The 26,103-nt window shown below is 51.7% G+C and carries 22 protein-coding genes; 17 read left to right on the top strand and 5 right to left on the bottom strand.

All coding sequences use genetic code 11. The features are described from left to right. Window positions 1–57 precede the first annotated feature (57 nt). The 5 genes from FEK47_RS12285 to map form a co-directional block, all read right to left on the bottom strand. On the bottom strand, window positions 58–444 hold the full coding sequence (locus tag FEK47_RS12285) for a DUF3461 family protein (protein ID WP_000272188.1): 387 nt from the start codon (window positions 442–444) through the stop codon (window positions 58–60). A 161-nt stretch (window positions 445–605) separates the two neighbouring features. Next, window positions 606–1,418 (bottom strand): phosphodiesterase YaeI, encoded by an 813-nt coding sequence (gene yaeI / locus FEK47_RS12275; RefSeq protein WP_138183198.1) that lies wholly within the window; start codon window positions 1,416–1,418, stop codon window positions 606–608. A 53-nt stretch (window positions 1,419–1,471) separates the two neighbouring features. Beyond that, window positions 1,472–2,296 (bottom strand): 2,3,4,5-tetrahydropyridine-2,6-dicarboxylate N-succinyltransferase, encoded by an 825-nt coding sequence (gene dapD / locus FEK47_RS12270; protein WP_001186656.1) that lies wholly within the window; start codon window positions 2,294–2,296, stop codon window positions 1,472–1,474. A 30-nt stretch (window positions 2,297–2,326) separates the two neighbouring features. Further along, window positions 2,327–4,999 carry a bifunctional uridylyltransferase/uridylyl-removing protein GlnD gene (gene glnD, locus FEK47_RS12265; protein ID WP_138183197.1) on the bottom strand — a complete coding sequence of 891 codons (2,673 nt, stop codon included), beginning with the start codon at window positions 4,997–4,999 and terminating at the stop codon, window positions 2,327–2,329. Window positions 5,000–5,178: 179 nt separating this feature from the next. Next, complete coding sequence (map, locus tag FEK47_RS12260; protein WP_001018190.1) at window positions 5,179–5,973, bottom strand: type I methionyl aminopeptidase; 795 nt, start codon at window positions 5,971–5,973, stop codon at window positions 5,179–5,181. A 367-nt stretch (window positions 5,974–6,340) separates the two neighbouring features. Here map and rpsB point away from each other — a divergent pair, with 367 nt between their 5' ends. From rpsB to accA, 17 genes are all read left to right on the top strand, one after another. After that, a complete protein-coding gene (gene rpsB / locus FEK47_RS12255) occupies window positions 6,341–7,066 on the top strand; it encodes a 30S ribosomal protein S2 (RefSeq protein ID WP_000246884.1) in 726 nt (241 codons plus the stop codon). Between the two features lie 258 nt (window positions 7,067–7,324). Next, a complete protein-coding gene (gene tsf / locus FEK47_RS12250; RefSeq protein WP_000818112.1) occupies window positions 7,325–8,176 on the top strand; it encodes a translation elongation factor Ts in 852 nt (283 codons plus the stop codon). 146 nt (window positions 8,177–8,322) lie between these two features. Next, window positions 8,323–9,048, top strand: coding sequence for a UMP kinase (gene pyrH / locus FEK47_RS12245; protein ID WP_000224573.1), 726 nt, complete (start codon window positions 8,323–8,325; stop codon window positions 9,046–9,048). Window positions 9,049–9,339: 291 nt separating this feature from the next. Then, entirely contained in the window at window positions 9,340–9,897 is a 558-nt protein-coding gene (gene frr / locus FEK47_RS12240) for a ribosome recycling factor (RefSeq protein ID WP_000622419.1), read from the top strand. A 91-nt stretch (window positions 9,898–9,988) separates the two neighbouring features. Next, complete coding sequence (gene ispC / locus FEK47_RS12235) at window positions 9,989–11,185, top strand: 1-deoxy-D-xylulose-5-phosphate reductoisomerase (protein WP_130217328.1); 1,197 nt, start codon at window positions 9,989–9,991, stop codon at window positions 11,183–11,185. 188 nt (window positions 11,186–11,373) lie between these two features. After that, on the top strand, window positions 11,374–12,132 hold the full coding sequence (ispU, locus tag FEK47_RS12230; protein WP_112014149.1) for a (2E,6E)-farnesyl-diphosphate-specific ditrans,polycis-undecaprenyl-diphosphate synthase: 759 nt from the start codon (window positions 11,374–11,376) through the stop codon (window positions 12,130–12,132). A 12-nt stretch (window positions 12,133–12,144) separates the two neighbouring features. Beyond that, window positions 12,145–13,002, top strand: coding sequence for a phosphatidate cytidylyltransferase (cdsA, locus tag FEK47_RS12225; protein WP_130205024.1), 858 nt, complete (start codon window positions 12,145–12,147; stop codon window positions 13,000–13,002). An 11-nt stretch (window positions 13,003–13,013) separates the two neighbouring features. Next, a complete protein-coding gene (gene rseP / locus FEK47_RS12220) occupies window positions 13,014–14,366 on the top strand; it encodes a sigma E protease regulator RseP (protein WP_130217326.1) in 1,353 nt (450 codons plus the stop codon). Window positions 14,367–14,395: 29 nt separating this feature from the next. Next, window positions 14,396–16,828 carry an outer membrane protein assembly factor BamA gene (bamA, locus tag FEK47_RS12215; protein WP_130217324.1) on the top strand — a complete coding sequence of 811 codons (2,433 nt, stop codon included), beginning with the start codon at window positions 14,396–14,398 and terminating at the stop codon, window positions 16,826–16,828. 121 nt (window positions 16,829–16,949) lie between these two features. After that, a complete protein-coding gene (gene skp / locus FEK47_RS12210; RefSeq protein ID WP_000758958.1) occupies window positions 16,950–17,435 on the top strand; it encodes a molecular chaperone Skp in 486 nt (161 codons plus the stop codon). Between the two features lie 3 nt (window positions 17,436–17,438). Beyond that, window positions 17,439–18,464, top strand: a complete 1,026-nt coding sequence (lpxD, locus tag FEK47_RS12205) for a UDP-3-O-(3-hydroxymyristoyl)glucosamine N-acyltransferase (RefSeq protein ID WP_064524990.1) — start codon at window positions 17,439–17,441, stop codon at window positions 18,462–18,464. Between the two features lie 104 nt (window positions 18,465–18,568). Continuing rightward, window positions 18,569–19,024, top strand: coding sequence for a 3-hydroxyacyl-ACP dehydratase FabZ (fabZ, locus tag FEK47_RS12200; RefSeq protein ID WP_000210739.1), 456 nt, complete (start codon window positions 18,569–18,571; stop codon window positions 19,022–19,024). Between the two features lie 3 nt (window positions 19,025–19,027). Next, window positions 19,028–19,816, top strand: coding sequence for an acyl-ACP--UDP-N-acetylglucosamine O-acyltransferase (gene lpxA, locus FEK47_RS12195; RefSeq protein ID WP_000565966.1), 789 nt, complete (start codon window positions 19,028–19,030; stop codon window positions 19,814–19,816). Then, a complete protein-coding gene (lpxB, locus tag FEK47_RS12190) occupies window positions 19,816–20,964 on the top strand; it encodes a lipid-A-disaccharide synthase (protein WP_130221597.1) in 1,149 nt (382 codons plus the stop codon). The genes lpxA and lpxB overlap by 1 nt, the downstream gene beginning before the upstream one ends. Further along, the gene (rnhB, locus tag FEK47_RS12185; RefSeq protein WP_135404112.1) at window positions 20,961–21,557 is read left to right on the top strand and encodes a ribonuclease HII; all 597 of its coding nucleotides are present in this window, start codon (window positions 20,961–20,963) and stop codon (window positions 21,555–21,557) included. The genes lpxB and rnhB overlap by 4 nt, the downstream gene beginning before the upstream one ends. Before the next feature lie 36 nt (window positions 21,558–21,593). Continuing rightward, window positions 21,594–25,076, top strand: a complete 3,483-nt coding sequence (dnaE, locus tag FEK47_RS12180; protein ID WP_135406077.1) for a DNA polymerase III subunit alpha — start codon at window positions 21,594–21,596, stop codon at window positions 25,074–25,076. A 12-nt stretch (window positions 25,077–25,088) separates the two neighbouring features. Further along, a complete protein-coding gene (gene accA / locus FEK47_RS12175; RefSeq protein WP_000055746.1) occupies window positions 25,089–26,048 on the top strand; it encodes an acetyl-CoA carboxylase carboxyl transferase subunit alpha in 960 nt (319 codons plus the stop codon). Window positions 26,049–26,103: the final 55 nt, after the last annotated feature.

The raw sequence follows: 26,103 nt of genomic DNA, 5'->3' as shown, positions 1-26,103 counted from the left end.
TGTTCCCCTCACCCCGAAGGGAAGAGGGGATTGCCTGAGCTAACCGTCAGTTCGGGATTATTTACGCGTCAGTTTTTCCAGATCGGCTTCAATCTCGCTGATCTTATTGGTTACTACTGACTCCAGATGACGTAAGTCGTCGAGGATCTTACGCTTAAGATCAACTTCGCTACGATCACGCTGGCAGATTTGATCAAGTTCATCAATGATATAACGCAGATTCGGGCTGATCTCCTGCACTTCTTTATAACCCTGACCCACACCATCGGCGACCACTGTTTTGCGCTGACGCGGATATTTAAACTTCACGCTCTTAGCGAAAAACTCGCCTTTGTCTTTCTGAAAATAGATTTTCAGAATATCGTTGTTGGCTTCCTGCCGGAGGCTGTAACGATCAATTTCTTCAGGATTGGTAATACCCAGACTTTTCAGATTGTCGTACATAGCGTTACCTCAAAATGAGTCAGTAAATTGTGCTTATCTTAGCATTTGGCCTGGCCCGCCCGGCTCGACTGTGATCGCAGAAAGCCTTTTTCTTCCAGACTTCTATCATGGCGTAAAATTAAAAAAATTACCTGCTTTATTCTGGCGATATCATTCATGTTCTACACCAGTTCCAGCATTGTCACTTCCGGGCGGCAGTTCAGACGCAAGCCATACAAACTTCCCACACCTCGAGTCGTGTAGATGTGTCGTTCGCCAAAAGCGTTTAACCCTGCGACATAGCGTTTATCTTTAACTGGCGCAAAAGGTTCGCCAACTAATGGCACGTGTAACTGACCGCCGTGAGTGTGACCACAAAGCATCAAATCCCACTTTTCATTACGCATGACTTCTTTGCTGTCGGGATTATGCGCCAACACCAGTCGTGGCAGATTGGCTTCGCTGGCGGGAGGCGGTTTGCATTGTCCGGCCCATAAATCACCAGTGCCTACCAGTTCGAATTGCCTGTTCGGCGTGGCGATCACGGTTGCCTGGTTAACCAACACCGTGATGCCCGCCGATTGCAACGCCTCGCCAATTAAGCGATTTTTCTCTGTACCAACAGGGCGATCGTGGTTGCCGAAGCAGGCAAACGTCGGCGCACATTCGGCAAGGGGGGAGAGTACGTCAGCAAACGCCGAAAAATTCAGCGGCATATCAAATAATACGTAATCGCCGCCCAGCAATATCAAATCGGGCTTTTGTGCTACGCCAAGAGCAATCGCGTCAGAAATCAGGCTTAGAGGAACAAAACGAGAGTAATGGAGATCTGCCAGAAAAAGGATTTTGAAAGGTGCAACGTTGTCTTTAAAAAAGGCGAGGCGGTGACGGATTAATTCAAGCCAGCCAGGTTCCCAGTAATGCATATAACCGAAACCTGAGCCCGCGGCTAACGTTGCGGCGGCAGCCTGCAAAAATCGTCGGCGTGAAATCATCGCTCATCCCTGTAAAAAAATCGGGCAGCGTCGTGCTGCCCGTGTGCATACTTTTAGTCGATGGTACGCAGCAGTTCGTTAATACCAACTTTACCGCGAGTTTTCGCGTCAACTTTCTTAACGATAACCGCACAGTAGAGGCTGTATTTGCCATCTTTCGACGGCAGGTTGCCGGATACCACCACAGAACCTGCCGGTACGCGACCGTAATGGATTTCGCCGGTTTCACGGTCGTAAATACGGGTGCTTTGACCGATGTATACGCCCATAGAGATGACAGAACCTTCTTCGACAATCACCCCTTCAACCACTTCAGAGCGTGCGCCGATGAAGCAGTTATCTTCAATAATGGTCGGGTTAGCCTGCAGCGGCTCCAGCACGCCACCAATGCCTACGCCGCCAGACAGATGCACGTTTTTACCAATCTGCGCACAGGAACCGACGGTGGCCCAGGTATCAACCATCGTACCTTCATCAACGTATGCGCCGATGTTGACATAAGATGGCATCAGCACGGTATTACGGGCGATAAATGCGCCCTGACGCACTGCCGCTGGTGGCACGACGCGGAAGCCTTCTTTCTGGAAACGTGCTTCATCGTAGTTAGCGAATTTCATCGGCACTTTATCGAAGTAGCGGCTTTCAGCCCCTTCGATCACCTGATTATCATTAATACGGAAAGAGAGCAGCACCGCTTTTTTCAACCACTGATGCGTCACCCACTGACCGTCAATTTTTTCCGCTACACGCAGTGCGCCGGAATCCAGCAGGGCGATCACCTGATTTACCGCTTCGCGGGTAACGGTGTCTGCATTGGCTGGCGTGATCTCGGCACGGCGTTCAAAAGCGGTTTCAATAATGTTCTGTAACTGCTGCATTGTTAAACTCTTTTCATATCAGTAAACACATCACCCTTTATCGTTTGGATTGAGGGCCTCTGTCAACCGCTGATGCACTTCCTGCTGCAACTCGTTATTAAGTGCGCGCCGATCAGCGGTGGCGATTATGAATAAATCTTCTACTCGCTCGCCAATGGTTGTAATTCGAGCGCCATGAAGCGAAATTCCCAGATCGGCAAAAATTTTCCCAACTCGGGCCAGCAGACCCGGTTGGTCGAGAGCGATAAGCTCAAGGAATGATTTTCGGTCGGTATGGGTAGGCAAAAACGTCACTTCGGTTTCAACAGTAAAGTGACGTAGTTTGGCCGGTTGACGACGCGGCTGTGGTGGCTGCCAGCTACTTTGCGTCAGCACCTGCTCAAGTCCAAAACGAATGACTTCATGGCGATCTGCGGACAGCGGGCTGCCATCTGGTTCCAGCACGATGAAGGTATCCATTGCCATTCCGTCGCGGGTAGTGAAAATTTGTGCGTCGTGAACGCTTAAATTGCGGCGGTCTAATTCGGCACAGACGGCGGCAAACAGATAGGGGCGGTCCGGGCTCCAGATAAAAATCTCGGTGCCTCCACGCGTAGCCTGCGGGCTAAGCAATACCAGCGGTTTGCTTAAATCATGCTGTAATAAATGGCGCGCATGCCAGGCCAGTTGATTTGGGCTATGGCGGACAAAATAGTTAGCGCGACAGCGCGACCAAATCTGGTGCAGCGCCTCTTCGTCGATGTTATCCATACGCAGCAGCGCCAGCGCCTGAAGCTGATGATGGCGGACTCGTTCGCGCATATCCGGCGTGTTTTGCATCCCGCGTCGTAGCTGTTTTTCGGTGGCGAAATAGAGTTCGCGCAACAGGCTTTGCTTCCAGCTATTCCATAGTGTTTCGTTGGTGGCGCAAATATCGGCCACTGTCAGGCATACCAGATAGCGCAGCCGGGTTTCCGTTTGCACTTCTTCGGCAAATTGCTTGATGACTTCCGGATCCTGAATATCGCGGCGTTGGGCGGTGACCGACATCAGCAAGTGCTGGCGAACCAGCCAGGCTACCAGTTGTGTTTCGCGCGAGTTCAGCCCGTGGAGCTCGGCAAAATGCACCACGTCTTGTGCGCCGAGTATCGAGTGGTCGCCGCCACGCCCTTTGGCGATATCGTGAAACAATGCGGCGATAAAGATAAGCTCAGGTGACGGCAATCGCGGCCAGACATCCACACACAACGGATGGCGCTGGCGCGTTTCTTCACTGGCAAAACTCTCCAGTTTCAACATCACGCGAATAGTATGTTCATCCACCGTGTAGGCGTGGAACAGGTCAAACTGCATCTGCCCGACGATATGCGACCATTGCGGCATATAGGCACCGAGCACGCTATGGCGATGCATCGGTAACAGTCCACGACGCACCGAACCAGGGTGACGCAGAATGCTCAAAAATAGCTTTCGCGCTTCAGGAATATTGCACAGCGGTTGTTGCAGATGGCGACGGGCATGACGTAACTGGCGCAGCGTGGTGGAGTAAATGCCGGTGATCGCACTGTTGCGCACCATCGTATAGAACATGCGTAATATCGCTTCTGGTTGGCGCATAAACAGCGTTTCATCGCGCAGATCGATAAGCGTGCCGCGTAGCTGAAATTCATCGTCTATTGGTCGCGGTTTTTCGTCGGCAGGGAGGGCGAGGATAGCCTCGTCGAACAGTTGCAATAGCATATGGTTAAGTTCGCTAACGCGGCGCGTAACGCGAAAATAATCCTTCATCATCTGTTCGACTGGCTCGTTACCTTCACCACCGTAATTCAGACGCTGGGCAACGCTAAGCTGGCGATCAAATAACAGGCGATTATCGTAACGGTTGACCACCAAATGCAGGGCGAAGCGAATTCGCCAGAGAATATGCAAACACTCATTTAGCTCTGCACGTTCCGCAGACGTTAAGAAGCCAAATCCGACCATTTCATCGAGTGATGTTGCGCCAAAATGGCGGCGGGCCACCCATTGCAGAGTGTGGATATCGCGCAAGCCGCCGGGGCTGCTTTTGATGTCTGGTTCAAGATTGTAGCTGGTGCCGTGATAACGCTGGTGGCGCTGGTTTTGTTCTTCAACTTTCGCCGCGTAAAACTTATCGGACGGCCAGAATCCTTCGCTGAAAATATGCTTTTGCAGTTCGAGAAATAGCGCTACATCGCCAATTAACAAGCGGGATTCGATCAGGTTGGTGGCGACGGTTAAATCTGATAACCCTTCCAGCATGCACTCTTCAAGCGTGCGCACGCTATGACCGACTTCCAGCTTCACATCCCAGAGCAGCGTTAGCAGCTCGCCCACTTTTTGCGCCTGATCGTCCGGAAGTTTTTTACGGCTTAAGATCAGTAAATCGACGTCTGAAAGCGGATGCAGCTCGCCACGACCATAACCACCGACGGCAACCAGCGCCAGATCGGCGATCTGGCTGAATCCTGAATCAATCCATAACCGTTGCAGGAGCTGGTCGATAAACTCGGTGCGGGCTTCAATCAATTGTTCAGCGGAAATCCCATTATCAAAGGCATCACCCAGCCAACGCTGGAAAGTATCGATATGGGCTTTTATCCCACAGACAGTTAATTCATCACGGGGCCAGGCGCATGGATTTTGCGGTTGACCGGGCAGGGTGGGGAGAGCGGTGTTTGCGTACTGTTCTGGAAGGGTATTCATCGTGCGCCACCCATAAGATTACATTATCACATTAAAAAAGCCGGCATTCGCCGGCTTCAGATTGTTGACAAAGTGCGCTTTGTTCATGCCGGATGCGGCGTGAACGCCTTATCCAGCCTACAACTCCTTGCAAATGGAGAAGGTAGGACGCATCAGGCATTTTTGCGTTTGTCTTCCTCTTATTCGTCGTGCGAGATTATCGCCGGGATGGTGTCATCCTTGCGTAACGTCAGAATTTCGCAGCCGTTATCAGTCACCACAATAGTATGCTCGTATTGCGCAGACAAGCTGCGATCTTTGGTTTTTACCGTCCAGCCATCTTTCATGGTGCGGATCTCTTTTTTACCCGCGTTGACCATTGGCTCGATAGTGAATGTCATCCCTGGTTTCAGCACGACGTTGGTTTCAGGGGAGTCATAGTGCAGTACTTGCGGTTCTTCATGGAAGCCGCGACCAATACCGTGTCCGCAATATTCACGAACGACAGAGAAGCCTTCTGCTTCGACAAATTTCTGAATCGCTGCACCGATTTCGCGCAGATTGATGCCTGGTTTCACCATACGCAGCGCCAGATACAGGCTCTCTTGTGTGATGCGGCACAGGCGTTCGCCCATGATGGTCGGCTTACCGACGATAAACATTTTCGAGGTATCGCCGTGGAAACCATCCTTAATAACGGTGACATCGATGTTAACGATGTCGCCATCTTTCAGTAGCTTGGCATCGTCCGGAATACCGTGGCACACCACTTCATTAATAGAGATGCAAACAGATTTCGGATAACCATGATAGCCGAGGCAGGCAGAAACCGCGTGTTGTTCATTAACAATGTAATCATTACAGATGCGATCCAGCTCGCCGGTGCTGACGCCCGGTTTAACATAGGGTTCGATCATCTCCAGCACTTCGGCAGCCAAGCGGCCAGCGACGCGCATTTTTTCGATATCTTCAGGGGTCTTGATTGAGATAGCCATTAATTCTGTCCATCAGCGTCGGTGATACCGACAATATATATGTAAGTGCTGTCAATGGTATCACACCCGGGCAAATTGAGAATCATTCTGAATTTCGCCAAACGTGCCACTGAACGTTTTCTATAATAGAAAATTCATCGTCTGGTGCTGTACACAGCGCCAACAATTATTGGTGTCCGCGACGTATTTGTGGTATAAAGCGCGCCGGACTTCCGATCCATTTCGTATACACAGACTGGACGGAAGCGACAATCTCACTTTGTGTAACAACACACACGTATCGGCACATATTCCGGGGTGCCCTTTGGGGTCGGTAATATGGGATACGTGGAGGCATAACCCCAACTTTTATATAGAGGTTTTAATCATGGCAACTGTTTCCATGCGCGACATGCTCAAGGCTGGTGTTCACTTCGGTCACCAGACCCGTTACTGGAACCCGAAAATGAAGCCGTTCATCTTCGGTGCGCGTAACAAAGTTCACATCATCAACCTTGAGAAAACTGTACCGATGTTCAACGAAGCTCTGGCTGAACTGAACAAGATTGCTTCTCGCAAAGGTAAAATCCTTTTCGTTGGTACTAAACGCGCTGCAAGCGAAGCGGTGAAAGACGCTGCTCTGAGCTGCGACCAGTTCTTCGTGAACCATCGCTGGCTGGGCGGTATGCTGACTAACTGGAAAACCGTTCGTCAGTCCATCAAACGTCTGAAAGACCTGGAAACTCAGTCTCAGGACGGTACTTTCGAAAAGCTGACCAAGAAAGAAGCGCTGATGCGCACTCGTGAGCTGGAGAAACTGGAAAACAGCCTGGGCGGTATCAAAGACATGGGCGGTCTGCCGGACGCTCTGTTTGTAATCGATGCTGACCACGAACACATTGCTATCAAAGAAGCAAACAACCTGGGTATTCCGGTATTTGCTATCGTTGATACCAACTCTGATCCGGACGGTGTTGACTTCGTTATCCCGGGTAACGACGACGCAATCCGTGCTGTGACCCTGTACCTGGGCGCTGTTGCTGCAACCGTACGTGAAGGCCGTTCTCAGGATCTGGCTTCCCAGGCGGAAGAAAGCTTCGTAGAAGCTGAGTAATAAGGCTTGATAACTCCCCCAAAATAGTTCGAGTTGCAGAAAGGCGGCAAGCTCGAGAATTCCCGGGAGCTTACATCAGTAAGTGACCGGGATGAGCGAGCGAAGATAACGCATCTGCGGCGCGAAATATGAAGGGGGGAGAGCCCTTATAGACCAGGTAGTACACGTTTGGTTAGGGGGCCTGCATATGGCCCCCTTTTTCACTTTTATATCTGTGCGGTTTAACGCCGGGCAGATCACATCTCCGAGGATTTTAGAATGGCTGAAATTACCGCATCCCTGGTAAAAGAGCTGCGTGAGCGTACTGGCGCAGGCATGATGGATTGCAAAAAAGCACTGACTGAAGCTAACGGCGACATCGAGCTGGCAATCGAAAACATGCGTAAGTCCGGTGCTATTAAAGCAGCGAAAAAAGCAGGCAACGTTGCTGCTGACGGCGTGATCAAAACCAAAATCGACGGCAACTACGGCATCATTCTGGAAGTTAACTGCCAGACTGACTTCGTAGCGAAAGACGCTGGTTTCCAGGCGTTCGCAGACAAAGTTCTGGACGCAGCTGTAGCTGGCAAAATCACTGACGTTGAAGTTCTGAAAGCACAGTTCGAAGAAGAACGTGTTGCGCTGGTAGCGAAAATTGGTGAAAACATCAACATTCGCCGCGTTGCTGCACTGGAAGGCGACGTTCTGGGTTCTTATCAGCACGGTGCGCGTATCGGCGTTCTGGTTGCTGCTAAAGGCGCTGACGAAGAGCTGGTTAAACACATCGCTATGCACGTTGCTGCAAGCAAACCAGAATTCATCAAACCAGAAGACGTATCCGCTGAAGTGGTAGAGAAAGAATACCAGGTACAGCTGGACATCGCGATGCAGTCTGGTAAACCGAAAGAAATCGCAGAGAAAATGGTTGAAGGCCGCATGAAGAAATTCACCGGCGAAGTTTCTCTGACCGGTCAGCCGTTCGTTATGGAACCGGCAAAAACTGTTGGTCAGCTGCTGAAAGAGCATAACGCTGAAGTGACTGGCTTCATCCGCTTCGAAGTAGGTGAAGGCATCGAGAAAGTTGAGACTGACTTTGCAGCAGAAGTTGCTGCGATGTCCAAGCAGTCTTAATTATCGAAAAGGAGCCGCCTGAGGGCGGCTTCTTTTTGCGCCCATCTTGTAAATTCAGCTAACCCTTATGGGGCTGCGCTGAAAAGCGACGTACAATGTCGCTAGTATTAATTCATTTCAATCGTTGACAGTCTCAGGAAAGAAACATGGCTACCAATGCAAAACCCGTCTATAAACGCATTCTGCTTAAGTTGAGTGGCGAAGCTCTGCAGGGCACGGAAGGCTTCGGTATTGATGCAAGCATACTGGATCGCATGGCTCAGGAAATCAAAGAGCTGGTTGAACTGGGTATTCAGGTTGGTGTGGTGATTGGTGGGGGTAACCTGTTCCGTGGCGCTGGTCTGGCGAAAGCGGGTATGAACCGCGTTGTGGGCGACCACATGGGGATGCTGGCTACCGTAATGAACGGTCTGGCAATGCGTGATGCACTGCACCGCGCCTATGTGAACGCTCGTCTGATGTCCGCTATTCCGTTGAATGGCGTGTGCGACAGTTACAGCTGGGCAGAAGCAATCAGCCTGTTGCGTAACAACCGTGTGGTGATCCTCTCCGCCGGTACGGGTAATCCATTCTTCACCACTGACTCCGCAGCTTGCCTGCGTGGTATCGAAATTGAAGCCGATGTGGTGCTGAAAGCGACCAAAGTTGATGGTGTGTTTACCGCTGATCCAGCGAAAGATCCAACTGCAACTATGTATGAGCAGCTGACTTACAGCGAAGTGCTGGAAAAAGAGCTGAAAGTCATGGACCTGGCGGCCTTTACGCTGGCTCGTGACCACAAATTACCGATTCGTGTTTTCAACATGAACAAACCGGGTGCACTGCGCCGTGTGGTAATGGGTGAAAAAGAAGGAACATTAATCACGGAATAATTCCCGTGATGGATAAATAAGGGTAAGATTCCGCATAAGTATCGCGGGGGCGTAAGTCTGATTATAAGGCGTTATTGTTGCAGGCAGTTTGGTCACGGCCAGCTCGCAGCAACCGGAGCGTACATAAGTACGTGAGGATGGCGAGCACTGCCCGGGGCCAAAATGGCAAATAAAATAGCCTAATAATCCAGACGATTACCCGTAATATGTTTAATCAGGGCTATACTTAGCACACTTCCACTGTGTGTGACTGTCTGGTCTGACTGAGACAAGTTTTCAAGGATTCGTAACGTGATTAGCGATATCAGAAAAGATGCTGAAGTACGCATGGACAAATGCGTTGAAGCGTTCAAAACCCAAATCAGCAAAATACGCACGGGTCGTGCTTCTCCCAGCCTGCTGGATGGCATTGTCGTGGAATATTACGGCACGCCAACGCCGCTGCGTCAGCTGGCAAGCGTAACGGTAGAAGATTCCCGTACTCTGAAAATCAACGTGTTTGACCGTTCAATGTCTCCGGCCGTTGAAAAAGCGATTATGGCGTCCGATCTCGGCCTGAACCCGAACTCTGCGGGTAGCGACATTCGTGTTCCGCTGCCGCCGCTGACGGAAGAGCGTCGTAAAGATCTGACCAAAATCGTTCGTGGTGAAGCTGAACAGGCGCGTGTTGCAGTACGTAACGTGCGTCGTGATGCGAACGACAAAGTGAAAGCACTGTTGAAAGAAAAAGAGATCAGCGAAGACGACGATCGCCGTTCTCAGGACGATGTACAGAAACTGACTGATGCTGCAATCAAGAAAATTGAAGCGGCGCTGGCAGACAAAGAAGCAGAACTGATGCAGTTCTGATTTCTTGAACGACAAAAACGCCGCTCAGTAGATCCTTGCGGATCGGCTGGCGGCGTTTTGCTTTTTATTCTGTCTCAACTCTGGATGTTTCATGAAGCAACTCACCATTCTGGGCTCGACCGGCTCGATTGGTTGCAGCACGCTGGACGTGGTGCGCCATAATCCCGAACACTTCCGCGTAGTTGCGCTGGTGGCAGGCAAAAATGTCACTCGCATGGTAGAACAGTGCCTGGAGTTCTCTCCCCGCTATGCTGTTATGGACGATGAAGCGAGTGCGAAACTTCTTAAAACGATGCTACAGCAACAGGGTAGCCGCACCGAAGTCTTAAGTGGGCAACAAGCTGCCTGCGATATGGCGGCGCTTGAAGATGTTGATCAGGTGATGGCGGCGATTGTGGGCGCTGCTGGCCTGTTACCTACCCTTGCAGCGATCCGCGCTGGTAAAACCATCCTGCTGGCAAACAAAGAATCACTGGTCACCTGCGGACGTCTGTTTATGGACGCAGTAAAGCAGAGTAAAGCACAGTTATTACCGGTCGATAGCGAACACAACGCTATTTTTCAGAGTTTACCGCAACCTATCCAGCATAATCTGGGATACGCTGACCTTGAGCAAAATGGCGTGGTGTCCATTTTACTTACCGGGTCTGGTGGCCCTTTCCGTGAGACGCCATTGCGCGATTTGGCAACAATGACGCCCGATCAAGCTTGCCGTCATCCGAACTGGTCGATGGGACGTAAAATTTCTGTCGATTCGGCTACCATGATGAACAAAGGTCTGGAATACATTGAAGCGCGTTGGCTGTTTAACGCCAGCGCCAGCCAGATGGAAGTGCTGATTCACCCGCAGTCAGTGATTCACTCGATGGTGCGTTATCAGGACGGCAGCGTTCTGGCACAACTGGGCGAACCCGACATGCGTACGCCAATTGCCCACACCATGGCATGGCCGAATCGCGTGAACTCTGGCGTGAAGCCGCTCGATTTTTGCAAATTAAGTGCGTTGACATTTGCCGCACCGGATTATGAGCGTTATCCATGCCTGAAACTGGCGATGAAGGCGTTCGAACAGGGCCAGGCAGCGACGACCGCGTTGAATGCCGCAAACGAAATCACTGTTGCAGCCTTTCTTGCGCAACAAATCCGCTTTACGGATATCGCCGCGTTGAATTTATCCGTGCTGGAAAAAATGGATATGCGCGAACCACAATGTGTGGACGATGTGTTGTCTGTTGATGCCGATGCGCGTGAGGTCGCCAGAAAAGAGGTGATGCGTCTCGCAAGCTGAGGATAATCCGGCTACAGAGAGTCGTGCTATTTGTTAGCGTAGGGCTTCAGTGATATAGTCTGCGCCATCTGATCGTCAGTAGTTGGCTTTGTAAGGTCAGATATGCCGTGGTTTTACACGGCTTTTTTTTGTATAGGCTTCAGTATTCCTGAGTACCGTAAACCCTATCAGGGAATAAAAAACGCGTGATGTTGTCTGCTACTCAACCACTTAGCGAAAAATTGCCAGCGCATGGCTGTCGCCATGTTGCGATCATTATGGACGGCAATGGTCGCTGGGCAAAAAAGCAAGGGAAGATTCGTGCCTTTGGGCATAAAGCCGGGGCAAAATCCGTCCGCCGGGCTGTCTCTTTTGCGGCCAACAACGGTATTGAGGCGTTAACGCTGTATGCCTTTAGTAGTGAAAACTGGAACCGACCAGCGCAGGAAGTCAGTGCGTTAATGGAACTGTTTGTGTGGGCGCTTGATAGCGAAGTAAAAAGCCTGCACCGACATAACGTGCGTCTGCGTATTATTGGCGATACCAGTCGCTTTAACTCGCGTTTGCAAGAACGTATTCGTAAATCTGAAGCGTTAACTGCCGGGAATACCGGTCTGACGCTAAATATTGCGGCGAACTACGGTGGACGTTGGGATATTGCCCAGGGAGTCAGGCAACTGGCTGAAAAGGTGCAGCAAGGAAACCTGCAACCGGATCAGATAGATGAAGAGATGCTTAACCAGCATGTCTGTATGCATGAACTGGCCCCTGTAGATTTAGTAATTAGGACTGGGGGGGAGCATCGCATTAGTAACTTTTTGCTTTGGCAAATTGCCTATGCCGAACTTTACTTTACAGATGTTCTTTGGCCCGATTTCGATGAACAAGACTTTGAAGGGGCGTTAAATGCCTTTGCTAATCGTGAGCGTCGTTTCGGCGGCACCGAGCCCGGTGATGAAACAGCCTGATGGGGGTCGCTTTTGCTGAAGTATCGCCTGATATCTGCTTTTGTTTTAATACCCGTAGTCATCGCGGCGCTGTTTTTGTTGCCGCCGGTGGGGTTCGCCATTGTTACGCTGGTAGTTTGTATGCTGGCGGCGTGGGAATGGGGACAGCTTAGCGGTTTTACCACTCGCTCGCAGCGGGTATGGCTGGCGGTGCTGTGCGGGTTATTGCTGGCGCTGATGCTTTTTCTATTGCCGGAATATCATCGGAATATTCATCAACCACTGGTTGAAGTGTCACTTTGGGCTTCGCTTGGTTGGTGGGGTGTTGCGTTATTATTGGTGCTATTTTACCCCGGTTCGGCGGCAATCTGGCGCAACTCTAAAACGTTACGCATTATTTTCGGTGTATTAACTATTGTTCCTTTCTTTTGGGGCATGCTGACGTTACGTGCCTGGCACTATGACGAGAATCATTACAGTGGCGCGATATGGCTGCTCTATGTCATGATCCTGGTCTGGGGAGCTGACTCAGGGGCATATATGTTTGGCAAATTATTTGGCAAACATAAGCTGGCGCCGAAGGTTTCTCCGGGTAAAACCTGGCAAGGTTTTATTGGCGGACTCGCGACCGCAGCAGTAATCTCATGGGGTTACGGTATGTGGGCGAATCTCGACGTCGCCCCCGTCACCTTACTCATTTGCTCTATTGTCGCAGCTCTAGCCTCTGTGCTCGGCGACTTAACTGAGAGCATGTTTAAGCGCGAAGCAGGAATTAAGGACAGCGGTCATTTAATTCCAGGACACGGTGGTATTTTAGATCGTATTGATAGCCTGACGGCTGCGGTGCCGGTCTTTGCTTGCCTGTTGTTGCTGGTATTCAGGACGCTTTAACGGAAGGTATTATGCTGAGTTTTCTCTGGGATTTGGCTTCGTTCATCGTTGCACTGGGTGTGCTTATCACCGTGCATGAATTTGGTCATTTCTGGGTTGCCCGGCGCTGTGGTGTTCGCGTTGAGCGTTTCTCGATAGGTTTTGGTAAGGCGCTCTGGCGCCGCACTGACAAACTCGGCACCGAATATGTCATCGCCCTGATCCCCCTGGGCGGTTATGTCAAAATGCTGGATGAGCGCGCAGAACCGGTTGTTCCGGAGCTTCGCCACCATGCCTTCAACAATAAAACTGTTGGCCAGCGTGCAGCGATAATCGCCGCAGGTCCGGTTGCAAACTTCATTTTTGCTATCTTTGCTTACTGGCTGGTTTTTATCATTGGTGTTCCCGGCGTTCGCCCGGTTGTTGGTGAAATATCAGCCAACTCGATTGCCGCACAAGCACAAATTGTACCTGGCACGGAACTAAAAGCTGTAGATGGTATCGAAACGCCTGATTGGGATGCCGTGCGCTTACAACTGGTTGACAAAATCGGCGACGAAAGCACCACCCTTACGGTGGCACCTTTTGGCAGCGATCAACGACGAGATGTAAAGCTTGATTTGCGAAACTGGGCGTTTGAGCCTGATAAGGAAGATCCGGTATCTTCTTTGGGGATTCGCCCTCGTGGTCCGCAAATTGAACCTGTACTGGAAAATGTGTCACCAAACTCAGCGGCAAGTAAGGCGGGTTTGCAAGCAGGCGACAGGATCGTTAAAGTCGATGGTCAGCCATTAACGCAATGGCTGACGTTTGTGATGCTTGTCCGGGATAACCCGGATAAACCGTTAGCGTTAGATATCGAAAGGCAGGGGAGTCCCTTGTCTTTGACATTAATCCCGGAGAGCAAACCGGGTAAGGGTAAAGCGATTGGTTTTGCCGGCATTGAGCCGAAAGTCATTCCTTTGCCAGATGAGTATAAAGTTGTACGCCAGTATGGACCGTTCAACGCCATCGTTGAAGCCACGGACAAAACGTGGCAATTGATGAAGCTGACGGTCAGTATGCTGGGAAAATTGATCACCGGTGATGTGAAACTGAACAACCTCAGTGGGCCGATCTCTATCGCCAAGGGGGCTGGGATGACAGCGGAACTCGGGGTTGTTTATTACCTGCCGTTCCTTGCGCTTATTAGCGTGAACTTAGGGATAATTAACCTGTTTCCGTTGCCCGTACTTGACGGGGGGCATCTGCTGTTCCTTGCGATCGAAAAGATCAAGGGCGGACCGGTATCCGAGCGGGTTCAAGACTTTTGTTATCGCATTGGCTCGATTCTGCTGGTGCTGTTAATGGGGCTTGCACTTTTCAATGATTTCTCTCGGTTATGAGAGTTAGTTAGGAAGAACGCATAATAACGATGGCGATGAAAAAGTTGCTCATAGCGTCGCTGCTGTTTAGCAGCGCCACCGTATACGGTGCTGAAGGGTTCGTAGTGAAAGACATTCATTTCGAAGGCCTTCAGCGTGTCGCCGTTGGTGCGGCCCTCCTCAGTATGCCGGTGCGCACAGGCGACACGGTTAATGATGAAGATATCAGTAATACCATTCGCGCTCTGTTTGCTACCGGCAACTTTGAGGATGTTCGCGTCCTTCGTGATGGTGATACCCTTCTGGTTCAGGTAAAAGAACGTCCGACCATTGCCAGCATCACTTTCTCCGGTAACAAATCGGTGAAAGATGACATGCTGAAGCAAAACCTCGAGGCTTCTGGCGTGCGAGTGGGGGAATCCCTCGATCGCACCACCATTGCCGATATCGAGAAAGGTCTGGAAGACTTCTACTACAGCGTCGGTAAATACAGCGCCAGCGTAAAAGCTGTCGTGACCCCACTGCCGCGTAACCGTGTTGACCTAAAACTGGTGTTCCAGGAAGGTGTGTCAGCTGAAATCCAGCAAATCAACATTGTTGGTAATCATGCTTTCACCACCGACGAACTGATCTCTCATTTCCAGCTGCGTGATGAAGTGCCGTGGTGGAACGTGGTAGGCGATCGTAAATATCAGAAACAGAAACTGGCGGGCGACCTTGAAACCCTGCGCAGCTACTATCTGGATCGCGGTTATGCCCGTTTCAACATCGACTCTACCCAGGTCAGTCTGACTCCAGATAAAAAAGGTATCTACGTCACGGTAAACATCACCGAAGGCGATCAGTACAAACTCTCTGGCGTTGAAGTGAGCGGTAACCTTGCCGGGCACTCTGCGGAAATCGAACAGTTGACTAAGATCGAGCCGGGTGAGCTGTATAACGGCACCAAAGTGACCAAAATGGAAGATGACATTAAAAAACTTCTCGGTCGCTACGGTTATGCCTATCCGCGCGTGCAGTCGATGCCTGAAATCAACGACGCCGACAAAACCGTTAAATTACGTGTGAACGTTGATGCGGGTAACCGTTTCTACGTACGTAAGATCCGTTTTGAAGGTAACGACACCTCGAAAGATGCCGTCCTGCGCCGAGAAATGCGCCAGATGGAAGGTGCCTGGTTAGGCAGCGACCTGGTCGATCAGGGTAAAGAACGTCTGAATCGTCTGGGCTTCTTTGAAACGGTTGATACCGATACCCAACGTGTTCCGGGTAGCCCGGACCAGGTTGACGTGGTCTACAAGGTAAAAGAGCGCAACACCGGTAGCTTCAACTTTGGTATTGGTTACGGTACTGAAAGTGGTGTGAGCTTCCAGGCTGGCGTGCAGCAGGATAACTGGTTAGGTACCGGTTATGCTGTTGGTATCAACGGGACCAAAAACGATTACCAGACCTATGCTGAATTGTCGGTAACCAACCCGTACTTCACTGTAGATGGTGTAAGCCTCGGCGGTCGTGTCTTCTATAATGACTTCCAGGCAGATGACGCTGACCTGTCCGACTATACCAACAAGAGTTATGGTACAGACGTAACATTGGGCTTCCCGATCAACGAATATAACTCGCTGCGTGCAGGTCTGGGTTATGTCCATAACTCCCTGTCCAACATGCAGCCGCAGGTTGCGATGTGGCGTTATCTCTACTCTATGGGTGAACATCCAAACACCTCTGATCAGGATAACAGCTTCAAAACGGACGACTTCACGTTTAACTATGGTTGGACCTATAACAAGCTCGACCGTGGTTATTTCCCGACGGATGGTTCCCGTGTCAACCTGACCGGTAAAGTGACCATTCCGGGATCGGATAACGAATACTATAAAGTGACGTTGGACACGGCGACCTATGTGCCGATCGACGACGATCACAAATGGGTTGTTCTGGGTCGTACTCGTTGGGGCTACGGTGATGGTTTAGGCGGCAAAGAAATGCCGTTCTATGAAAACTTCTATGCCGGTGGTTCCAGCACCGTGCGTGGCTTCCAGTCCAATACCATCGGTCCGAAAGCGGTTTACTTCCCGCATCAGGCCAGTGATTATGATCCGGACTACGATTATGAATGTGCAACTCAGGACGGTGCAACCGACCTGTGTAAATCGGATGATGCAATTGGGGGGAACGCTATGGCGGTTGCCAGCCTGGAACTCATCACTCCGACGCCGTTCATTAGCGACAAGTATGCCAACTCGGTCCGTACCTCCTTCTTCTGGGATATGGGTACCGTTTGGGATACTAACTGGGATTCAAGTCAGTACTCTGGATATCCGGACTATAGTGATCCAAGCAATATCCGTATGTCTGCGGGTATCGCATTACAATGGATGTCCCCATTGGGGCCGTTGGTGTTCTCCTACGCCCAGCCGTTCAAAAAGTACGATGGAGACAAGGCTGAACAGTTCCAGTTTAACATTGGTAAAACCTGGTAAGTGTTCTCCACAAAGGAATGTAGTGGTAGTGTAGCGATGACTTTAGGCGATCTCGATAAGATCGCCGGGCCACGCAAAGAACTGCACCTTCCGGTGCAAATGGGATGGTAAGGAGTTTATTGTGAAAAAGTGGTTATTAGCGGCAGGTCTCGGTTTAGCACTGGCAACTTCTGCTCAGGCGGCTGACAAAATTGCAATCGTCAATATGGGCAGCCTGTTTCAGCAGGTAGCACAGAAAACCGGTGTTTCTAACACGCTGGAAAATGAGTTCAAAGGCCGTGCCAGCGAACTGCAGCGTATGGAAACTGATCTGCAAGCTAAAATGAAAAAGCTGCAGTCCATGAAAGCCGGCAGCGATCGCACTAAGCTGGAAAAAGACGTGATGGCTCAGCGCCAGACTTTTGCTCAGAAAGCGCAGGCTTTTGAGCAAGATCGCGCACGTCGTTCCAACGAAGAACGCGGTAAACTGGTTACTCGTATCCAGACTGCTGTGAAATCCGTTGCCAGCAGCCAGAGCATCGATCTGGTTGTTGACGCAAACGCCGTTGCTTACAACAGCAGCGATGTAAAAGACATCACTGCTGACGTACTGAAACAGGTTAAATAAGTAATGCCTTCAATTCGACTGGCTGATTTAGCGCAGCAGTTGGATGCAGAACTACACGGTGATGGCGATATCGTCATCACCGGCGTTGCGTCCATGCAATCTGCACAAACAGGTCACATCACGTTCATGGTTAACCCTAAATACCGTGAACATTTAGGCTTGTGCCAGGCGTCCGCGGTTGTCATGACTCAGGACGATCTCCCTTTCGCGAAAAGTGCCGCGCTGGTAGTGAAGAATCCCTACCTGACTTACGCGCGCATGGCGCAAATTTTAGATACCACGCCACAGCCTGCTCAAAACATTGCACCGAGTGCAGTGATCGACGCGACGGCGAAGCTGGGTAACAACGTATCAATTGGCGCTAACGCGGTGATTGAGTCCGGCGTTGAACTGGGCGATAACGTGGTTATCGGCGCCGGTTGCTTCGTTGGTAAAAACAGCAAAATCGGTGCAGGTTCGCGTCTTTGGGCGAACGTGACGATTTACCATGAGATCCAGATTGGTCAGAATTGCCTGATCCAATCCGGAACTGTGGTAGGCGCAGACGGCTTTGGCTATGCCAACGATCGTGGTAATTGGGTGAAGATCCCGCAGATTGGTCGCGTAATTATTGGCGATCGCGTGGAGATCGGCGCATGTACCACCATCGATCGCGGTGCGCTGGACGACACCGTTATTGGCAATGGCGTGATCATTGATAACCAGTGCCAGATTGCACATAACGTCGTGATTGGCGACAATACGGCGGTTGCCGGTGGCGTCATTATGGCGGGCAGCCTGAAAATTGGTCGTTACTGCATGATCGGCGGTGCCAGCGTAATCAACGGGCATATGGAAATATGCGATAAAGTGACGGTTACGGGCATGGGTATGGTGATGCGTCCCATCACTGAACCAGGCGTCTATTCCTCAGGCATTCCGCTGCAACCCAACAAAGTCTGGCGCAAAACCGCTGCACTGGTGATGAACATTGATGACATGAGCAAGCGTCTGAAGTCGCTTGAGCGCAAGGTTAATCAACAAGACTAACGTTCCATCTTTTGTTCGCCAAACTTTACGGCCTGTCTCATTCTTACGATTGCGGCAGGCCGTGTTATTATTGTCGTTTCTTATATTTTGACAGGAAGAGTATCTTGACTACTAACACTCATACTCTGCAGATTGAAGAGATTTTAGAACTTCTGCCGCACCGTTTCCCGTTCTTACTGGTGGATCGCGTGCTGGATTTTGAAGAAGGTCGTTTTCTGCGCGCAGTAAAAAATGTCTCTGTCAATGAGCCATTCTTCCAGGGCCATTTCCCTGGAAAACCGATTTTCCCGGGTGTGCTGATTCTGGAAGCAATGGCACAGGCAACAGGTATTCTGGCGTTTAAAAGCGTAGGAAAACTGGAACCGGGTGAGCTGTACTACTTCGCCGGTATTGACGAAGCGCGCTTCAAGCGCCCGGTCGTGCCAGGCGATCAAATGATCATGGAAGTCACTTTCGAAAAAACGCGCCGCGGCCTGACCCGTTTTAAAGGGGTTGCTCTGGTCGACGGTAAAGTAGTTTGCGAAGCAACGATGATGTGTGCTCGTAGCCGGGAGGCCTGATACGTGATTGATAAATCCGCCTTTGTGCATCCAACCGCCATTGTGGAAGAGGGCGCGTCGATTGGCGCCAACGCCCACATTGGTCCTTTTTGTATCGTTGGACCCCATGTCGAAATTGGTGAGGGTACCGTACTGAAATCTCACGTTGTCGTGAATGGTCATACTAAAATTGGCCGCGACAATGAGATTTATCAGTTCGCCTCCATCGGTGAAGTTAACCAGGATCTGAAATATGCTGGCGAACCGACCCGCGTGGAAATCGGCGATCGTAACCGCATTCGCGAAAGCGTCACCATTCATCGTGGCACAGTCCAGGGCGGTGGATTGACGAAGGTGGGCAGCGACAACTTACTGATGATCAACGCGCACATTGCGCACGATTGTACGGTAGGTAACCGCTGCATTCTCGCCAACAACGCAACGCTGGCGGGGCACGTATCGGTAGACGACTTCGCGATCATCGGCGGCATGACCGCAGTCCATCAGTTCTGCATCATTGGTGCGCATGTGATGGTTGGCGGTTGCTCCGGTGTGGCGCAGGACGTCCCTCCTTATGTCATTGCGCAGGGTAACCACGCAACGCCGTTCGGTGTCAATATCGAAGGGCTGAAGCGCCGCGGATTCAGCCGCGAGGCGATTACCGCTATCCGCAATGCGTATAAGCTGATTTATCGCAGCGGTAAAACGCTCGATGAAGTGAAACCGGAAATTGCCGAACTTGCGGAAACGTATCCGGAAGTAAAAGCCTTTACCGATTTCTTTGCACGCTCAACGCGCGGTCTGATTCGTTAATGACTGAACAGCGTCCATTAACGATTGCCCTGGTCGCCGGAGAAACCTCCGGCGATATCCTGGGGGCCGGTTTAATCCGTGCTCTGAAAGAACGTGTGCCCAATGCCCGCTTTGTTGGCGTTGCCGGGCCACGAATGCAAGCCGAAGGCTGCGAAGCCTGGTACGAAATGGAAGAGCTGGCGGTGATGGGCATTGTTGAAGTGCTCGGGCGTCTGCGTCGCTTACTGCATATTCGTGCCGATCTGACAAAGCGTTTTGGCGAACTGAAGCCAGATGTTTTTGTCGGTATTGATGCGCCTGACTTCAATATTACCCTTGAAGGTAACCTTAAAAAGCAGGGTATCAAAACCATTCATTATGTCAGTCCGTCCGTCTGGGCGTGGCGACAGAAACGCGTTTTCAAAATAGGCAGAGCCACCGATCTGGTGCTCGCATTTCTGCCTTTCGAAAAAGCGTTTTATGACAAATATAACGTGCCGTGCCGTTTTATCGGTCACACCATGGCTGATGCCATGCCGTTAGATCCAGATAAAAACGCCGCGCGTGATGTGCTGGGGATCCCTCACGATGCCCACTGTCTGGCATTGTTGCCGGGAAGCCGTGGCGCGGAAGTGGAGATGCTTAGCGCCGATTTCCTGAAAACTGCCCAGCTTTTGCGCCAGACGTACCCTGATCTGGAGATCGTGGTGCCGCTGGTAAATGCCAAACGCCGTGAGCAGTTTGAACGCATCAAAGCTGAAGTCGCGCCAGACCTTTCGGTTCATATGCTGGATGGAATGGGCCGTGAGGCGATGGTCGCCAGCGATGCGGCGCTATTGGCGTCGGGTACGGCTGCACTGGAGTGCATGCTGGCGAAATGCCCGATGGTGGTGGGGTATCGCATGAAGCCTTTCACCTTCTGGCTGGCGAAGCGGCTGGTGAAAACCGATTATGTCTCGCTGCCAAACCTGCTGGCGGGCAGAGAGTTAGTTAAAGAATTATTGCAGGAAGAGTGTGAGCCGCAAAAACTGGCTGAGTCGCTGTTACCGCTGTTGGCGAACGGGAAAACCAGCCACGCGATGCACGACACCTTCCGCGAACTGCATCAGCAGATCCGCTGCAATGCCGATGAGCAGGCGGCACAAGCCGTTCTGGAGTTAGCACAATGATCGAATTTGTCTATCCGCACACGAATCTGGTTGCAGGTGTGGATGAAGTTGGGCGCGGGCCGTTGGTTGGCGCGGTCGTTACCGCTGCCGTGATCCTCGATCCGGCGCGCCCGATTGTCGGGTTGAATGATTCCAAAAAGCTAAGTGAAAAACGTCGTCTTGCGCTCTGTGAAGAGATCAAAGAGAAAGCGTTAAGCTGGAGCCTGGGCCGTGCGGAACCTCATGAAATCGACGAACTGAATATTTTACACGCGACCATGCTGGCGATGCAGCGTGCCGTCGCTGGGCTGCATATTGCGCCGGAATATGTGTTGATTGATGGTAACCGCTGCCCGAAATTACCGATGCCGTCGATGGCAGTGGTGAAAGGCGATAGCCGCGTACCGGAAATCAGTGCTGCGTCTATCCTGGCGAAAGTGACGCGCGACGCCGAAATGGCGGCGCTGGATATTGTTTTCCCGCAATATGGTTTTGCCCAACACAAAGGGTATCCAACCGCTTTTCATCTGGAAAAACTGGCTGAATATGGCGCGACTGAACATCATCGTCGCAGCTTTGGGCCTGTCAAACGCGCACTGGGACTTGCGTCCTGATTCTTGTGTCGAGATTAAGTAAACCGGAATCTGAAGATGTCTGAACCACGTTTCGTACACCTGCGGGTGCACAGCGACTACTCGATGATCGATGGCCTGGCCAAAACCGCGCCGCTGGTAAAAAAGGCGGCGGCGTTGGGTATGCCTGCGCTGGCGATCACCGATTTCACCAACCTTTGCGGTCTGGTGAAGTTCTACGGAGCGGGACATGGCGCAGGGATTAAGCCCATCGTCGGGGCGGATTTTAATGTCCAGTGCGACCTGCTGGGTGATGAGTTAACCCACCTGACGGTGCTGGCGGCGAACAATACTGGCTATCAGAATCTGACGTTGCTGATCTCAAAAGCGTATCAGCGCGGTTACGGTGCCGCCGGACCGATCATCGATCGCGACTGGCTTATCGAATTAAACGAAGGGCTGATTTTGCTCTCTGGCGGGCGCATGGGCGACGTCGGGCGCAGTCTTTTGCGTGGTAACAGCGCGCTGGTAGATGAGTGTGTCGCGTTTTATGAAGAACACTTCCCGGATCGCTATTTTCTCGAGCTGATCCGCACCGGAAGGCCGGACGAAGAAAGCTATTTGCACGCGGCGGTGGAACTGGCGGAAGCGCGCGGTTTGCCCGTCGTTGCGACCAACGACGTGCGTTTTATCGACAGCAGCGACTTTGATGCACACGAAATCCGCGTCGCGATCCACGACGGCTTTACCCTTGACGATCCCAAACGCCCACGTAATTATTCGCCGCAGCAATATATGCGTAGCGAAGAGGAAATGTGCGAGCTGTTTGCCGACATCCCCGAAGCCCTTGCCAACACCGTTGAGATCGCCAAACGCTGTAACGTAACTGTGCGTCTTGGTGAATACTTCCTGCCGCAGTTCCCGACCGGGGACATGAGTACTGAAGATTATCTGGTCAAGCGTGCGAAAGAGGGGCTGGAAGAGCGTCTGGCATTTTTATTCCCTGACGAGGAAGAACGTCTTAAGCGCCGCCCGGAATATGACGAGCGTCTGGAGACTGAACTTCAGGTTATCAACCAGATGGGCTTCCCGGGCTACTTCCTCATCGTTATGGAATTTATCCAGTGGTCGAAAGATAACGGCGTACCGGTAGGGCCGGGCCGTGGTTCCGGTGCAGGGTCACTGGTGGCCTACGCGCTGAAAATCACCGACCTCGATCCGCTGGAATTTGACCTGCTGTTCGAACGTTTCCTTAACCCGGAACGTGTCTCCATGCCTGACTTCGACGTTGACTTCTGTATGGAGAAACGCGACCAGGTTATCGAACACGTAGCGGACATGTACGGTCGTGATGCGGTATCGCAGATTATCACCTTCGGTACGATGGCGGCGAAAGCGGTGATCCGCGACGTAGGCCGCGTGCTGGGGCATCCGTACGGCTTTGTCGACCGTATCTCGAAACTGATCCCGCCCGATCCGGGGATGACGCTGGCGAAAGCGTTTGAAGCCGAGCCGCAGCTGCCGGAAATCTACGAAGCAGATGAAGAAGTTAAGGCGCTGATCGACATGGCGCGCAAACTGGAAGGGGTCACCCGTAACGCCGGTAAGCACGCCGGTGGGGTGGTTATCGCGCCGACCAAAATTACAGATTTTGCGCCACTTTATTGCGATGAAGAGGGCAAACATCCGGTCACCCAGTTTGATAAAAGCGACGTTGAATACGCCGGACTGGTGAAGTTCGACTTCCTCGGCTTGCGTACGCTCACCATCATCAACTGGGCGCTGGAGATGATCAACAAGCGGCGGGCGAAGAATGGCGAGCCGCCGCTGGATATCGCCGCGATCCCGCTGGATGACAAGAAAAGCTTCGACATGCTGCAACGCTCGGAAACCACGGCGGTATTCCAGCTTGAATCGCGCGGCATGAAAGACCTGATCAAGCGTCTGCAACCTGACTGCTTCGAAGATATGATCGCACTGGTGGCACTGTTCCGCCCCGGCCCGTTGCAATCAGGGATGGTGGATAACTTTATCGACCGTAAACATGGTCGCGAAGAGATTTCCTACCCGGACGTGCAGTGGCAGCATGAAAGCCTGAAACCGGTACTGGAGCCAACCTACGGCATTATCCTGTATCAGGAACAGGTCATGCAGATTGCCCAGGTGCTTTCTGGTTATACCCTCGGTGGCGCGGATATGCTGCGTCGTGCGATGGGTAAGAAAAAGCCGGAAGAGATGGCTAAGCAGCGTTCTGTATTTGCTGAAGGTGCAGAAAAGAACGGGATCAACGCCGAACTGGCGATGAAAATCTTCGATCTGGTGGAGAAATTCGCCGGTTACGGATTTAACAAATCGCACTCTGCGGCCTATGCTTTGGTGTCATATCAAACGTTATGGCTGAAAGCGCACTATCCGGCAGAGTTTATGGCGGCGGTAATGACTGCCGATATGGATAATACCGAGAAGGTGGTGGGCCTGGTGGATGAGTGCTGGCGGATGGGGCTGAAAATCCTGCCACCAGATATAAACTCCGGTCTTTACCATTTCCACGTCAACGACGACGGCGAAATCGTGTATGGTATTGGCGCGATCAAAGGGGTAGGTGAAGGTCCGATTGAGGCCATCATCGAAGCCCGTAATAAAGGCGGCTACTTCCGCGAACTGTTTGATCTCTGCGCCCGAACCGACACCAAAAAGTTAAACCGGCGAGTGCTGGAAAAACTGATCATGTCCGGGGCGTTTGACCGTCTGGGTCCACACCGCGCGGCGCTTATGAACTCGCTGGGCGATGCGTTAAAAGCGGCAGATCAACACGCGAAAGCGGAAGCTATCGGTCAGGCCGATATGTTCGGCGTGCTGGCCGAAGAGCCGGAACAAATTGAACAATCCTACGCCAGCTGCCAGCCGTGGCCGGAGCAGGTGGTGTTAGATGGGGAACGTGAAACGTTAGGTCTGTACCTGACGGGACACCCTATCAACCAGTATTTAAAAGAGATTGAGCGTTATGTCGGAGGCGTAAGGCTGAAAGACATGCACCCGACAGAACGTGGTAAAGTCACCACGGCTGCGGGGCTCGTTGTTGCCGCGCGGGTTATGGTCACCAAGCGCGGCAATCGTATCGGTATCTGCACGCTGGATGACCGCTCCGGGCGCCTGGAAGTGATGTTGTTTACAGACGCCCTGGATAAATACCAGCAATTGCTGGAAAAAGACCGCATACTTATCGTCAGCGGACAGGTCAGCTTTGATGACTTCAGCGGTGGGCTTAAAATGACCGCTCGCGAAGTGATGGATATTGACGAAGCCCGGGAAAAATATGCTCGCGGGCTTGCTATCTCGCTGACGGACAGGCAAATTGATGACCAGCTTTTAAACCGACTCCGTCAGTCTCTGGAACCCCACCGCTCTGGGACAATTCCAGTACATCTCTACTATCAGAGGGCGGATGCACGCGCGCGGTTGCGTTTTGGCGCGACGTGGCGTGTCTCTCCGAGCGATCGTTTATTAAACGATCTCCGTGGCCTCATTGGTTCGGAGCAGGTGGAACTGGAGTTTGACTAATACAGGAATACTATGAGTCTGAATTTCCTTGATTTTGAACAGCCGATTGCAGAGCTGGAAGCGAAAATCGATTCTCTGACTGCGGTTAGCCGTCAGGATGAGAAACTGGATATTAACATCGATGAAGAAGTGCATCGTCTGCGTGAAAAAAGCGTAGAACTGACGCGTAAAATCTTCGCCGATCTCGGTGCATGGCAGATTGCGCAACTGGCACGCCATCCACAGCGTCCTTATACCCTGGATTACGTTCGCCTGGCATTTGATGAGTTTGACGAACTGGCTGGCGACCGCGCGTATGCAGACGATAAAGCTATCGTCGGTGGTATCGCCCGTCTCGATGGTCGTCCGGTGATGATCATTGGTCATCAAAAAGGTCGTGAAACCAAAGAAAAAATTCGCCGTAACTTTGGTATGCCAGCGCCTGAAGGCTACCGCAAAGCACTGCGTCTGATGCAAATGGCTGAACGCTTTAAGATGCCAATCATCACCTTTATCGACACCCCGGGGGCTTATCCTGGCGTGGGCGCAGAAGAGCGTGGTCAGTCTGAAGCCATCGCGCGCAACCTGCGTGAAATGTCTCGCCTTAGCGTACCGACTATTTGTACCGTTATCGGTGAAGGTGGTTCTGGCGGCGCGCTGGCGATTGGTGTGGGCGATAAAGTGAATATGCTGCAATACAGCACCTATTCCGTTATCTCGCCGGAAGGTTGCGCGTCCATTCTGTGGAAGAGCGCCGACAAAGCGCCGCTGGCGGCTGAAGCGATGGGTATCATCGCTCCGCGTTTGAAAGAACTGAAACTGATCGACTCCATCATCCCGGAACCGCTGGGCGGCGCTCACCGTAACCCGGAAGCGATGGCGGCGTCTTTGAAAGCGCAACTGCTGGCGGATCTGGCCGATCTCGACGTGTTAAGCACTGAAGATTTAAAAAATCGTCGTTATCAGCGCCTGATGAGCTACGGCTACGCGTAATCAGCAAATATTCTGAAAAGGGTCACTTCGGTGGCCTTTTTTCTATGTGGTTTAT

Origin of the sequence: Escherichia sp. E3659 (genome assembly GCF_005781135.1) — a bacterium.
Taxonomy (GTDB): Bacteria; Pseudomonadota; Gammaproteobacteria; order Enterobacterales; family Enterobacteriaceae; genus Escherichia.
This window is presented reverse-complemented; position numbering and strand designations above follow the sequence as displayed.

Excerpts from the sequence above, each read along its gene's own strand:
- FEK47_RS12285 (WP_000272188.1), bottom strand. The coding sequence starts at position 444 with ATGTACGACAATCTGAAAAGTCTGGGTATTACCAATCCTGAAGAAATT.
- yaeI (WP_138183198.1), bottom strand. The coding sequence starts at position 1,418 with ATGATTTCACGCCGACGATTTTTGCAGGCTGCCGCCGCAACGTTAGCC.
- dapD (WP_001186656.1), bottom strand. The coding sequence starts at position 2,296 with ATGCAGCAGTTACAGAACATTATTGAAACCGCTTTTGAACGCCGTGCC.
- glnD (WP_138183197.1), bottom strand. The coding sequence starts at position 4,999 with ATGAATACCCTTCCAGAACAGTACGCAAACACCGCTCTCCCCACCCTG.
- map (WP_001018190.1), bottom strand. The coding sequence starts at position 5,973 with ATGGCTATCTCAATCAAGACCCCTGAAGATATCGAAAAAATGCGCGTC.
- rpsB (WP_000246884.1), top strand. The coding sequence starts at position 6,341 with ATGGCAACTGTTTCCATGCGCGACATGCTCAAGGCTGGTGTTCACTTC.
- tsf (WP_000818112.1), top strand. The coding sequence starts at position 7,325 with ATGGCTGAAATTACCGCATCCCTGGTAAAAGAGCTGCGTGAGCGTACT.
- pyrH (WP_000224573.1), top strand. The coding sequence starts at position 8,323 with ATGGCTACCAATGCAAAACCCGTCTATAAACGCATTCTGCTTAAGTTG.
- ispC (WP_130217328.1), top strand. The coding sequence starts at position 9,989 with ATGAAGCAACTCACCATTCTGGGCTCGACCGGCTCGATTGGTTGCAGC.
- ispU (WP_112014149.1), top strand. The coding sequence starts at position 11,374 with ATGTTGTCTGCTACTCAACCACTTAGCGAAAAATTGCCAGCGCATGGC.
- rseP (WP_130217326.1), top strand. The coding sequence starts at position 13,014 with ATGCTGAGTTTTCTCTGGGATTTGGCTTCGTTCATCGTTGCACTGGGT.
- bamA (WP_130217324.1), top strand. The coding sequence starts at position 14,396 with ATGGCGATGAAAAAGTTGCTCATAGCGTCGCTGCTGTTTAGCAGCGCC.
- lpxD (WP_064524990.1), top strand. The coding sequence starts at position 17,439 with ATGCCTTCAATTCGACTGGCTGATTTAGCGCAGCAGTTGGATGCAGAA.
- lpxB (WP_130221597.1), top strand. The coding sequence starts at position 19,816 with ATGACTGAACAGCGTCCATTAACGATTGCCCTGGTCGCCGGAGAAACC.
- rnhB (WP_135404112.1), top strand. The coding sequence starts at position 20,961 with ATGATCGAATTTGTCTATCCGCACACGAATCTGGTTGCAGGTGTGGAT.
- dnaE (WP_135406077.1), top strand. The coding sequence starts at position 21,594 with ATGTCTGAACCACGTTTCGTACACCTGCGGGTGCACAGCGACTACTCG.
- accA (WP_000055746.1), top strand. The coding sequence starts at position 25,089 with ATGAGTCTGAATTTCCTTGATTTTGAACAGCCGATTGCAGAGCTGGAA.